Source organism: Aeromicrobium phoceense, from assembly GCF_013868155.1.
In the GTDB taxonomy this organism is placed as follows: Bacteria; Actinomycetota; Actinomycetes; order Propionibacteriales; family Nocardioidaceae; genus Aeromicrobium; species Aeromicrobium phoceense.
The window spans coordinates 1,403,206-1,415,003 of record NZ_JACEOG010000001.1 but is presented as its reverse complement, the minus strand read 5'-3'; the positions used below and the strand labels follow the sequence as shown (position 1 = coordinate 1,415,003).

Below are 11,798 nucleotides of genomic sequence, written 5' to 3'. Positions count from 1 at the left end.
GACGCGGTCGTACTCCGATAGCGGATCGGTCAATCCGCCGTCGAGAAGGAAGCGAAAACCCCACGTGCGACCTCGGGTGGCCCAGATGAGCCATCCGCATCCGTCGGCTTCGGCGTCAAGGCTCACTTGAGGCTCCGAATGAACAGCTTGTCCGTGACGGCCTGGGCTAGGTCCAACTTGAACTGGGTCAGCATCGCCGTTAGGTAATCGTGCTTCTCGCGCGCGGTCGCGTTGATCTCACGCAATCGCGACTCGCTCATCCTGGCCGCGGCGATCAACGCAGGCAGCGCGACCCTGGCCAACCGGCCGACTCTCGGAACTCTGGCCACGAGCTGGTCAACGTTCAGGAGCTTCCCGCCCAGCAGAGCAAGTGCCAAGACCTCGGCTCCATCGGCCAGCGAGTCAAGGACCTTCCGCGGAATCTCCATGCGCTCGCTCCACTGGACTCGCCGCTCGAGGGGAAGCACGGACGCCACCGGCAGTATCAAATCGAGTCCGACCTGCTGGGTCACATCGATGTCCACGGGCGCGGAGTCGGCGGGCGATAGTTCGAACTTGGCCGAGGACAGGAGCATGAAGTCCTCACCGATGGACAGTGCGCCAGGCGTCTCCACCACGCCCTGAATCGCTTCGCGCAGTCTGTCGACGTCATCGTTGGCTTTGCGGATGACGAGGTCGCGGAACGTCTGGACGTTCCAGTCGGGGAGGAGGTCGGCCTTCGAGAGCGCCAACACCCAAATCCTGGGGAATTCCGTTAGACAATCTTCGTCCGCCAGGAGGTCTTCCTTGAGCCGCAGTACCCCCTGGCGGAAGTTGGCCAGGAGCGACGTCAGGTACCGCTCCTCCTGGCCTTCGTAGTCCAGGAGTTTCTGACCGTCGACCAAGAACAGAGCGACGTCGGAACGCAACAGCGATCTGAACGTGTCGATGCGTCGGTTCGCTTCCTCCTCACTCGACGGCGATTCCTCGAACCACTCCCCCGGATAGTCGTGCCACGCAAGCCGCAGCGTGTCGAAGGCGCGCTTCTTCGAAGCGGGGTTGTCGCCATTCTTGAGCTTCACCGAGAGGTAGTACGTCGTGGACTCGAATCGAGTCGCGAGCGGTGCTTTCGTGTCGTCCCTCATGCCGAGGTAGTTCTGGAGGAGTCGGTTGCCTTGACCTGTTTCATCAGCGACCAAGTCCCAGAGGTCGTTCGATTTCACGCCGGCCTGTGCAGGTCCGTAGAACGACGAGACTAAGACGGTCTTTCCGGAGCCGCTCTCACCGAATACTGCTATGTGCTGCTCACGGACCCGAGGGTATTTCGCCATGGCGGGAACGTACCTCAAGCCCTCGTGGCGCACAGGCGATTGATCGAGCGGTCACGGCGCGTTCGAAGCTTCCATGGCGGTCAGGCAGCGCTATTTCCGAGCCCCGACGTCAGCGCCACTCGACTTCGTGATGTGGAGAGCGTTCGGAAGCTGAACTCATCCGAGAGCTCGAATCCCCAGAGTGGCTCTTTGCGCCTACTCGCCGATCGCGAGTCAGAAGAGCGGCGGCACTCTGAAGCCCCGGGGCCCCGCCGAACGTCATGTGTCACCCCGACCTTTGACGCCGTGGCCGGCCGGTAGACCGACGAACGGTCGGAGGCGGGCAAAGCCCTCACGTAGAGCCCACGCAGTACCGGCCTACTCCCACGAACCAAATCGCCGAGGGTCGCTGCGCAAAGGCGCAGATCACTTGTAGGTGCGGCTTCTGCGGACTGCGGATCTCCTGGTCTGATCCCCTTGCTGCTTCAGTTCAACGTCAATGGCCACGGCCGCCGCGATGATGAGTGAGACCAACGGCTCGTCCATGGTGTCGTGGATTTGAATGACGTAATTGTCGGCCTTGGTGAAACGTTCCTTCGCCCACCCTGCCCACGTCTTGGAGATCCGCGCGATCTCCATCCCCGAAGGATCCTGGACGTTGAAATCCCAAGCCTTGTGGGTCTCAGCGTTAATCGTCGCGAGCCGGTGACCCGCCGCGGACTCAAGTCCAAAACGGGCGTGCCCGACTTCGTCCAGTCCCTCAACCGATGAGTTCAACCGCCCCTGAACACCTTCGAGTGCCGCGCCAGTGACCACGCCTGCCATTCCGCCCCATCCAGCAAGCAACGTGGACGCGTTCGTGACTCCGGTGTGCACCACAGTCGCAAACGCGCCCTTCACGCCGTACGACTCGTGCACGATGTGGCCGAAGGGACCTTTCGGACCTTCGACCACCAGTTTCGCCTTCCCTGCGAACCAACCCATCTGAGGCCGTGTCAACGCGAGGAGTACACGTCCCTGTCTGTCGATCAGTTGAAACCGGTGCGCCCTGTTGAACTCCGTGCGTCCACGCCACTTGTCATCGACTGTCTGGGAGAATGAGCGACGCTCTTCCTGGACTGCCCCCAGCCGATTGCCCTCGTGGTCGAAAATCGGGTACTCAAGGCGGGAACCGATGATCTTTGCCTTCTGGTTGACGACAAGAACTCGCGCTGTGAGCAGCGTCCCGCTCCCAGCGCGGCTTTCTGCCGCGTCGCTTTCATCGCTCCGGCGCTTGATCGTCTCGCTCGGTTGACCTGTCTGTGTCGTGCTTGGCGACATTGCTGCTGCGTCAGCGTCTACGGGGAGATTTGGCGATCCGGTCGATTGCTCCAGCACCGCCGCGGCCGGACCTGATCCGGCGTCTGAATCGTCGAGCCCTTGAATACCGCGAGCCACCACGTGGGGGCTCCAACTCTCACCGTCCCAGTATCGGAGTTCGTGTCGGCCGCTCGGGTCGGGATACCAACCGGCCATCGATCGGGACGACGAACTGGACGTAGCGTGCTCGCCTTCGAATGGTGACTCAAACGACTGCCTTCCTTGGGACGCGACATCACCGGTCCACCGCGCACCGTCCCAGTAACGCAACTCATGTCGCGTGAACGGGTCGGGATACCAACCAGCGGGAGATAGCGCGGACACTTTGTGAGGCTAACAGCGACGGGGTCCGCGCCGGCTCGATCAACTCCAGTACGCGACCCCCCCTGACTCCTTGACCGGAGAAGGCTTCTTCTTGCTGGGATCAGTTGTGCTGGACGAGAGCAGGACTACCGAGTCGGCCGCTCTACCGGGCGAGGCGGTAGAGCACGTGCCGGCGCAGGTGACTGTCGACCGGCAGGGCCGGGTGGTCGAAGTCGTCGGCCTCGTCGCGGGTCATGCCGAGGCGCTCCATGACCGCCCGCGAGCGCAGGTTCCCAGTAGCCGTGAACGAGACGATCTCTACCAGCCCCAGCATGTAGAAGCCGTGGCGCACGGCGGCGGTGGCGGCCTCGGTGGCCCAGCCGTGGCCCCAGGCCCAGCGGGCGAAGCGCCAGCCGACCTCGACCGGAGGCGTGCCCCGCAGCAGTGAGCGGACCTCGGGCGGCACCGGGTTCAGTCCGGCGATCCCGGCGAAGCGGCCGTCGGGCGCCTCCACGACCCACAGGCCCCAGCCCTGGTGGGCCATGCGGGTCTCGATGCGGTCGGCGAGGGCGTCGCTGCCCGCGCGGTCGAGCGTGGACGGGAAGTGCTCCATGACCTCGGGGTCGGCGTTGAGCTCGGCGAACGGCTCGCGGTCGGCGGGCGTCCACGGGCGCAACGTCAGGCGCTCGGTCGTCAGCTCGGTCACGGCGCCCCGATCAGTCAGCCAGCGCGGGCGGCCAGACGACGGTGAACCGCTCGAACACGGTGGGCAGCGCGTCGAAGTCGGTCACGTGCGGCAGGCGGCGGCGGAAGTAGCCGCGGTGGGCGTCGAGCCACCAGTCGCGGGTGCGGTCGCCCTCGCCCTCGTCCCAGGCGAACGCGTCGTCCACGGAGTCGAGCCGTCCGATGCGTATCTCGGTGGTGCGGATGACGGCCACGGCCTCGCCGCGACCGTCGAGCAGCACCCAGTGCGCTCCGTCCGGTGGCACGCCCTCCTCGACGGGTCCGGCGGTGGCGCGCTTCGTCCCCTCCAGCACCAGGCGCCCGAGGCGGTCGGCCATCTCGGGGGTGTCGCCGAACGGCTCGACCTCCGGACTCTCGCCGGCGAACTCGGGGAACGCCTCGACGAACTCGTGCCAGAGGCGGGGCAGGTCGGTCACGGCGCCGGCGGGTCGTCCTCAGGACGGCGGGCGTCGGTGTCCTCGCCCTCCCACGGCTCGCGAGCCTTCCGCGCCATCTTGGTGAACGACCACAGCAGCAGGCCGATCACGATGAACAGCCCGAGCGTGTAGAGGCCGGCCAGCCAGCCGATCGACTGGTTGCCCTTGGGGTCGATCTCCTGGGTGGCGAGCACCGCGAGATCCAGCATAGTCACCGGATCAGCCTAGTCCTGCTCGTGACCGCACCACTGGTCGGCCGGGATCGCCGCACGGACCTGGTCGACGTGCTCGCCGCATCCTCGCCACGTCGTCTTGCCGCACTGCCTGCACGGGACCGGAGAGCACATGGGCTCGCATCCTCACTGTCGAAAACTGTAGTCACCACGCAGCGTAGGCGATTCCGGCAACCACGCGGCCACCGCGGCGGGGTGTGCGGCGCGCGTCGGTGGGTACCTGCGAGGCATGAGTACCAACACCCGACTCGTCGAGACCACGCCCGAGCGCGTCTGGGAGGTCCTCTCGGACGGCTGGCTCTACCCGCTCTGGGTCGTCGGCGCCTCACGCATGCGCGACGTCGACAGCCACTGGCCCCAGGTCGGCGCGAAGCTGCACCACTCGGTGGGCGTCTGGCCGGCCCTCATCGACGACAGCACCAGCGTGGTCGAGGCCGACCCCGGTCGCCGGATCAAGCTGCACGCCCGCGGCTGGCCCGCCGGAGCGGCCGAGGTGGTCATCACGCTCTCGCCCCAGGGCGCCGGCACGCTCGTCACGATCGAGGAGGAGCCGGTCAGCGGCCCGGCCACGCTGATCCCGCAGCCGGTGCGCGGCCTGTCCCTGCGCTGGCGCAACTCCGAGTCGCTGCGGCGTCTCGCGTTCATCGCCGAGCGGCGCGAGCTGCCGACTTCATGACCCCTCGCGTCTCCCTCGTCACCGGGGCGTCGAGCGGGATCGGGCTGGCCGTGGTCCGCCGCCTGGCCGCGCGCGGCGACCACCTGACCCTCGTGGCCCGCGGCGTTGAGGCGCTGGAGCGGACCGCCGAGGAGGCGCGGGCCGCGGGCGCCGCCTCGGTGCACATCGCGCCGACGGACGTCGGGGACGACGACGCGGTCGCGGAGTGCGTGCGCGGGACGCTGGCCCGGCACGGACGGATCGACGACGTGGTGTGCAGCGCCGGCGTGGTCTCCTACGGCCGCACCGAGGAGGTCCCGCCCGAGGTGTTCGAGGGCGTCCTGCGCACCAACGTCCTCGGCGTCGTGAACGTCGTCCGCCACGTGCTGCCGCCGATGCGCGCCCGCGGCTTGGGCTCCATCGTCGTGGTGAGCTCGGTCGTGGGGCACCTGACCGTCCCCACGATGACCCCCTACGTCATGAGCAAGTGGGCCGTACGGGCCCTGTGCCGCCAGCTGCAGGTCGAGAACCGCGACGTCGGCGTCAGCGTCTCGTGCGTCTCCCCCGGCGGCGTGGACACGCCGATCTACCCCCACGCCGCGAACTACACGGGGAACGCGGGGACACCGCCGCCTCCGGTGCTGTCGCCCGACGCCGTCGCCCGTGTGATCGTGCGACGCCTCGAGCGCCCGCGGCGCAACACGCAGGTCCCGATGCTGAACCACGTCCTGCGGCTCGGCTTCGTCGCCACACCGCGCGTCTACGATCGACTCATCGGTCCGCTCTTCGCCCGGCTGGCGACCGACGCCGACCGCACCGTCCGGGCCACGGCAGGCAACGTCCTGTCCTCGCTGCAGAAGGTGGACCACCGATGAGCACCCACGACGCGATCGTCATCGGCGCCGGGCCGAACGGCCTGGTCGCCGCCAACCACCTCATCGACGCCGGCTGGTCGGTGCTGGTGCTGGAGGAGCAGGACACGGTCGGCGGCGCGGTACGCAGCGACTCGGCCGTGCAGCCGGGATTCGTGCACGACACGTTCAGCACCTTCTACCCCCTCGCGGCGGCGTCGCGCACCATCCAGGGGTTCCACCTCGAGGAGCACGGCCTGGTCTGGCGCCACGCGCCTGCGGTGCTGGGCCACCCGTTTCCCGACGGCAGCTGGGCCCTGCTGCACCGTGACCGCGCGATCACCGCAGCCCTCATGGAGCAGCAGCAGCCCGGCGACGGCGACGCATGGCTCGAGCTGTGCGCCGCGTGGGACACGATCGGCGACGCCCTCATCACCTCGTTGCTGACTCCCTTCCCGCCGGTGCGCGGAGGCCTGAGCACGGCCGCGAAGCTGCCACGGGTCGGCGGCATGGACTTCGTGAAGACGCTGCTGAGCCCCGTGATCGACCTGGCCGACGCCCGCTTCCGCGGCCCCTCCCCCGCCCTCCTGCTGGCCGGGAACTCCGGACACGCCGACATCCCGCTGGACGCCCCCGGCTCCGGGCTGATGGGCCTCATGCTGACGATGCTGGGGCAGACCGTGGGATTCCCCGTGCCGGAGGGCGGCGCCGGGATGCTGACGCAGGCGATGGCGCGCCGGCTCGAGTCGCTGGGTGGACGCATCGAGACGTCGACCCGCGTCGCCCACATCGACGTCGCCGGCGGCCGGGCCACCGGGGTGCGCACGGCCGACGGGGAGCACCACACCGCCACCCGCGCCGTGATCGCCGACGTGATCGTCACGCAGCTCTACGGCGACCTCCTCGACCCCGCCGACGTGCCTGCCCGCGTGCACCGACGGATCAAGGACTTCCGGCTCGATCCCGGCACGGTCAAGGTGGACTGGGCCCTCGACGGGCCGATCCCGTGGGCCACGCCGCCCCTGTACGCACCGGGCACCTTCCACGTCGCCGACTCGCGCTTCGAGATGAACCAGGCGCTCCAGCAGGTCCACGCCGGGCGCGTGCCGGCGCACCCGTTCCTGCTGGCCGGCCAGATGACCACGACCGATCCCACCCGCTCACCGGCGGGCACCGAGTCCGTCTGGGCCTACACGCACGTGCCGCAGAAGACCGTGGCCGACGCGGGAGACGGCTCCATCCGCGGCACGTGGGACCACGACGACGTCGAGCGGTTCGCCGACCGCATGCAGGCCCGGATCGAGGCGCTGGCGCCCGGCTTCGGATCCCGCATCCTGAAGCGCCGCGTGCTGGGTCCGCGCGAGCTCGAGGCCCGCGACGCGAACCTCGTCGGTGGGGCGATCAACGGCGGGACGGCGCAGCTGCACCAGCAGCTGGTCTTCCGGCCCACCCCCGGCCTGGGCCGCGCCGAGACGCCGATCGGCGGTCTCTACCTCGGCTCCGCGTCGGCCCACCCCGGCGGAGGCGTGCACGGCGCTCCGGGGATGAACGCGGCGCGCGCCGCACTCGCCCACGGACGCGTGGACGCGGCGCTCGCACCACTGCGCGGCCTCGGACGCCGGGCCCTGCGCCGCTGAGCGTGGGTCAGCGCAGTCCGGCGAAGAGGTCGTCCTCGGGAACCTGCGAGTCGACGAACGACGTGACGAGCTCGTAGTCCTCGGTGGGCCACGCCTCGGCCTGCACCTCGCGCGGCACCGCGAACCAGAACCCGTTCGGGTCGATCTGGGTGGCGTGAGCGATCAGCGCGCGATCGCGCACGTCGAAGTACTCGGCGCAGGGCACGCGCGTGGTCATCCGCTTCTCGCGCTCGGGGTCGAGCTCGCGCTCCTGCAGCCAGTCCTTGTAGGGCGACTCGAGGCCGTGGCGCTCCATCGCGGAGTTGATCGCCTCGATCCGCGACCGCGACCAGCCGTGGTGGTAGTAGAGCTTCTTGACCTGCCACGGCTCGCCCAGATCGGGGTAGCGCTCGGGGTCGGCGGCCGCCTCGAAGGCGTAGACGCTGACCTCGTGGCACTTGATGTGGTCGGGGTGCGGGTAGCCGCCGTTCTCGTCGTACGTGGTGAGCACGTGGGGACGGAACGAGCGGATGAGGCGCACGAGCGGGGCGGCTGCCTCCTCGATCGGCACCAGCGCGAAGCAGCCCTCCTCCAGCGGCGGCTTGGGGTTGCCCTCGGGCCAGCCGGAGTCGACGAAGCCGAGCCAGTCCTGGGTGACGCCCAGGATCTCGCGGGCCTTGTCCATCTCCTCGCGGCGGATCTCGGCGATGAGCTCGGGGTTCTCCAGGATCCCCGGATGCTCGAACGCCGGGTTGAGGATCGATCCACGCTCGCCACCGGTGCAGGTGACGACATGGACGTCGACCCCTTCGGCGACGTACTTGGCGGTGGACGCGGCGCCCTTGCTCGACTCGTCGTCGGGATGGGCGTGCACGTGCATCAGACGCAGGGTGCCGGCTTCGGCGTTCTCGACCACGTCCCTTAGTGTTCCACGCCCCTGAGACAATGGATGTCGTGACCGACCTCGACGCACGCTACGGACGCCACCGCCGCACCACTCCGCGCTGGCTGTGGCCCGTCGTCGCCGCCATCGGCATCACCCTCGGCGTGGCGTGGGCCGCGTGGGCGTCGTGGACCGACGTCCCCGTCCACCAGGCGCGCGTCCACTCCTACGAGGTCGTCGACGCAGGGACCACCAAGGTCGATCTGGAGATCTTCCGTGACGACCCCGTGGCCCTGACGTGTCGCGTCTTCGCGCAGAGCCAGGACAAGGTCGTCGTCGGCGAGAAGACGATCGAGGTGCCCGCCTCGGACGCCGCCCAGGTCCGCGTGGTCGCGGAGATCCGCACGGAACGGCGGGCCGTCACCGCCGTCTTGGACTCCTGCGAACCTGTTTGATGCTGTAGACTCGAGGTTTCACCCCGGGAGGTCCCGGGGTGTCGTACGTAGTGAGGAGAACAGCCATGTCGACTGAGACCATCTGGGTCACGCAGGAGGCCTACGACCGACTCGTCGCCGAGCTCAACCGCCTCAAGAACGAGGTCCTGCCCGACATCACCCAGAAGATCGCCAACGCGCGCGAAGAGGGTGACCTGAAGGAGAACGGCGGCTACCACGCCGCCCGCGAGGAGCAGGGCAAGACCGACGCCCAGATCCGCCAGCTCGAGGACCGGCTCCGCCGGGCCGAGGTCGGCGAGGTCCCGGCCGACGACGGTCTCGTCGAGGCGGGCATGAAGGTCACGATCCGCTTCGAGGGCGACACCGACACCGAGACGTTCCTGCTCGGCTCGCGCGAGCTGCTGAGCATGGACTCCAGCGTCGACCTCGACGTCTACTCCCCCACCTCGCCCCTGGGCGAGGCCATCGTGGGCAAGTCCGCCGGCGACCCCGCCACCTACGAGGCGCCCAACGGCAAGAAGCTCACGGTCGAGATCGTCGAGCCCAAGCCCTTCTGACCCCCCAGCGCCCCTCTTCGAGTGGCGCAAGACCGCCCGCCACTCGTCGAGTGGCGGGCGTTTCTGCGCCACTCGCGGGGCGGCGCCGTCAGATCGGGTCGTACCCCAGCTCCTCGAGCCGCTGCCAGACCTCGGCGCGGTGCTCGAGACCGCGGGTGGCGACCTGCAGGGCCACCTCCACCTCGCGCACGCCGAGGGCCTCGGAGCCACGGTCGTGGTGCACGTTGAGGATGTTCACGTCCATCTCGGCCAGTGCGGTCAGCAGGCGCATCAGCTCGCCGGGCCGGTCGGAGATGCGCACGCGGAACATGAGGAACCGACCGCCGGACGCCAGGCCGTGACGGATGACCTCCATCAGCAGCAGGGCGTCGAGGTTGCCTCCCGAGAGCACGGGGACGATCGGGCCCTCGAACCGGTCGGGGTGCTCCAGGAGCGCGGCCACGCCCACGGCCCCCGCGGGCTCCACGAGCAGCTTCGCCCGCTCGAGCAGGCCGATGAGCGCCTGGCTCATCGACTCCTCCGACACGGTGACGACGTCGTCGAGGTGCTCGCGGATCAGCCCGAAGGGCACCTCGCCCGGCCGGGCGACTGCGATGCCGTCGGCCATCGTGGCGCCGAGCTCGGCCTGGACAGGCATGCCCTCGGCGAGCGAGTCGGGGTAGGCCGCGGCGGCCTCGGCCTGCACGCCGATCACCCGGATGTCGGGGCGCTCGGTCTTGACCAGCCCGATGCCGGCGGCCAGTCCCCCGCCGCCGAGCGGCACCAGGATCGTGGCGACCTCGGGCAGCTGCTCGATGATCTCGAGGCCGACGGTGGCTTGGCCGGCGACGATGTCGGGGTGGTCGAACGGGTGGATCAGGGTGGCGCCGGTCTCGGCCGCGAACTCCTCGGCCGCGGTGAGCGACTCGGTGACGCCGTTGCCGTGGAACCGGATGTCGGCGCCGTAACCGCGCGTGGCCGCCACCTTGGGCAGGGCCGCCCCGTGGGGCATGAAGATCGTGGCGTGCGCGCCGAGCTGGGCGGCGGCGAGGGCGACACCCTGGGCGTGGTTGCCGGCGCTGGCCGCCACGACGCCGCGCGAGCGCTCCTCCTCGGAGAGCCGCGCGATCCGCGTGTAGGCGCCACGGATCTTGAACGACCCGGCGCGCTGCAGGTTCTCGCACTTGAGCCGGATGTCGCAGCCGGTGAGGGAGTGCAGCCAGCGCGAGTGGGTCAGCGGGGTGACCTCACTGACCCCGTCCAGCAGTTCACGCGCCGCGCGCGCATCGTCGAGGTCCACGGAACCAGCCTAGGCCGTGGCCGGAGGCGGGTCGCCGAAGTCCCGTGACTCCTCGCCCAGCATGCCGTCGGTGTCGGGTGGCTCCCCCGATGCGAGGTGCCGCACGACGCTGTTGAGGCAGGCCGCGAACGGCACCGAGAGCAGCGCGCCGACGATGCCGGCAACGACGAGTCCGGTGGCGATCGCGAGCAGGATCGCCAGCGGGTGCAGCGCGACGATCGCACCCATGAGGAACGGCTGGAGCACGTGCGACTCGAGCTGCTGCACGGCGATCACGCCGGCCAGCATCAGCAGGGCCGTGACGGGCCCCTGGGCGACGAGGGCCACCAGCACCGCGACCATGCCCGACAGGAGGGCGCCGACGATCGGCACGAACGCGCCGAGGAAGACCAGCACGCCGATCGCCGCTGCGAGCGGGACCTGCAGGATCAGCGCGACGCCGGCGATGCCGATCGCGTCGACGAGTGCCACGAGCACCGTGGCTCGCACGAAGGCGGTCAGGGAGCCCCACGCCGCACGGCCCGAGGAGGTGACGCGCGGACGGGACGCCTTGGGGAAGAGGGTGACCACCCAGGACCAGATCCGGGCGCCCTCGTAGAGGAAGAAGAACAGCGCGAACAGGGCGATGAAGAACCCCGTGACGAAGTGGCCGATCTGGGTGCCGACCTCGGTGGCCTGGTTCACGACGGAGGTGTCGCTGCCGGAGATGGCCTTCTCGACCCGGTCGATCCAGTCGGCCAGCTGGCGGTCGGAGAGGTTGAGCGGGCCCGTGCGCGCCCAGTCCTGCAACTGCGAGATTCCCTTGACCACGCTGTCGCGCAGGTCGTCGAACTGCGTGGAGAGCTGCTGCCCGACGAGCCCGAGCATGCCCACGAGGGCGAGGACGAGCCCCAGCACGACCGCGAGCGCCGCCAGCAGCCGCGGCACCCCGTGGCGTTGCAGCCAGTCGACGCCGCCGACCGTGAGCGCCGCGAGCAGGATGGCCACGGCGACGGGGATGGTGACCTCGGAGAAGTGGCCCAGGGCGAGCGCGAGGACGTAGAGCGCCGCGCCGATCACCACGACCCGCCAGGCCCACGCCGCGGCGATCTCGACGCCGATGGGAACCTCGTATCGCCCGGACCCGCGTGGCGTCTCGTCACTCACGGTTCGAGGCTA

At 69.4% G+C, this 11,798-nt stretch carries 13 protein-coding genes and 1 pseudogene; 5 read left to right on the top strand and 9 right to left on the bottom strand.

Features of this window, described 5'->3' with window-relative positions:
* Positions 1 to 122: 122 nt before the first annotated feature.
* The 6 genes and pseudogenes from H1W00_RS06825 to H1W00_RS06805 form a co-directional block, all read right to left on the bottom strand.
* Positions 123 to 1,310, bottom strand: coding sequence for a TRAFAC clade GTPase domain-containing protein (locus H1W00_RS06825; RefSeq protein ID WP_181754851.1), 1,188 nt, complete (start codon positions 1,308 to 1,310; stop codon positions 123 to 125).
* 405 nt (positions 1,311 to 1,715) lie between these two features.
* Entirely contained in the window at positions 1,716 to 2,729 is a 1,014-nt protein-coding gene (locus H1W00_RS17020) for a phospholipid scramblase-related protein (RefSeq protein WP_338072846.1), read from the bottom strand.
* 3 nt (positions 2,730 to 2,732) lie between these two features.
* Positions 2,733 to 2,972: pseudogene (locus H1W00_RS17155) on the bottom strand (DUF2510 domain-containing protein); the annotation flags it as partial.
* Between the two features lie 142 nt (positions 2,973 to 3,114).
* On the bottom strand, positions 3,115 to 3,657 hold the full coding sequence (locus H1W00_RS06815; protein WP_338072845.1) for a GNAT family N-acetyltransferase: 543 nt from the start codon (positions 3,655 to 3,657) through the stop codon (positions 3,115 to 3,117).
* A gap of 10 nt (positions 3,658 to 3,667) precedes the next feature.
* Positions 3,668 to 4,111, bottom strand: coding sequence for an ASCH domain-containing protein (locus H1W00_RS06810; protein WP_206679980.1), 444 nt, complete (start codon positions 4,109 to 4,111; stop codon positions 3,668 to 3,670).
* Positions 4,108 to 4,326, bottom strand: a complete 219-nt coding sequence (locus H1W00_RS06805; RefSeq protein ID WP_181754847.1) for a hypothetical protein — start codon at positions 4,324 to 4,326, stop codon at positions 4,108 to 4,110. Before H1W00_RS06805 ends, H1W00_RS06810 begins: the two co-directional genes overlap by 4 nt.
* Positions 4,327 to 4,573: 247 nt before the next feature.
* On the opposite strand from H1W00_RS06805, the gene H1W00_RS06800 reads away from it, so the two are divergent.
* Genes H1W00_RS06800 through H1W00_RS06790 form a run of 3 tightly spaced genes read left to right on the top strand, consistent with a single transcriptional unit; the run spans position 4,574 to position 7,487 of the window.
* Positions 4,574 to 5,020, top strand: coding sequence for an SRPBCC family protein (locus H1W00_RS06800; protein ID WP_181754845.1), 447 nt, complete (start codon positions 4,574 to 4,576; stop codon positions 5,018 to 5,020).
* Positions 5,017 to 5,874 carry an SDR family NAD(P)-dependent oxidoreductase gene (locus tag H1W00_RS06795; protein ID WP_181754843.1) on the top strand — a complete coding sequence of 286 codons (858 nt, stop codon included), beginning with the start codon at positions 5,017 to 5,019 and terminating at the stop codon, positions 5,872 to 5,874. Before H1W00_RS06800 ends, H1W00_RS06795 begins: the two co-directional genes overlap by 4 nt.
* Positions 5,871 to 7,487, top strand: coding sequence for a phytoene desaturase family protein (locus H1W00_RS06790; protein ID WP_181754841.1), 1,617 nt, complete (start codon positions 5,871 to 5,873; stop codon positions 7,485 to 7,487). Before H1W00_RS06795 ends, H1W00_RS06790 begins: the two co-directional genes overlap by 4 nt.
* Before the next feature lie 7 nt (positions 7,488 to 7,494).
* Here H1W00_RS06790 and mca read toward each other — a convergent pair whose 3' ends face one another.
* Entirely contained in the window at positions 7,495 to 8,346 is an 852-nt protein-coding gene (gene mca, locus H1W00_RS06785) for a mycothiol conjugate amidase Mca (RefSeq protein ID WP_181756195.1), read from the bottom strand.
* Positions 8,347 to 8,420: 74 nt separating this feature from the next.
* Between mca and H1W00_RS06780 the strand changes: the two genes are divergently transcribed.
* Positions 8,421 to 8,804 (top strand): DUF4307 domain-containing protein, encoded by a 384-nt coding sequence (locus H1W00_RS06780; RefSeq protein ID WP_181754839.1) that lies wholly within the window; start codon positions 8,421 to 8,423, stop codon positions 8,802 to 8,804.
* A gap of 65 nt (positions 8,805 to 8,869) precedes the next feature.
* Positions 8,870 to 9,361, top strand: coding sequence for a transcription elongation factor GreA (gene greA, locus H1W00_RS06775; RefSeq protein WP_181754837.1), 492 nt, complete (start codon positions 8,870 to 8,872; stop codon positions 9,359 to 9,361).
* A gap of 88 nt (positions 9,362 to 9,449) precedes the next feature.
* On the opposite strand, the gene ilvA is transcribed toward greA, so the two are convergent.
* Positions 9,450 to 10,640, bottom strand: a complete 1,191-nt coding sequence (gene ilvA, locus H1W00_RS06770) for a threonine ammonia-lyase (RefSeq protein ID WP_181754836.1) — start codon at positions 10,638 to 10,640, stop codon at positions 9,450 to 9,452.
* A gap of 9 nt (positions 10,641 to 10,649) precedes the next feature.
* Positions 10,650 to 11,786 carry an AI-2E family transporter gene (locus tag H1W00_RS06765; RefSeq protein WP_181754833.1) on the bottom strand — a complete coding sequence of 379 codons (1,137 nt, stop codon included), beginning with the start codon at positions 11,784 to 11,786 and terminating at the stop codon, positions 10,650 to 10,652.
* Between the last annotated feature and the right edge of the window lie 12 nt (positions 11,787 to 11,798).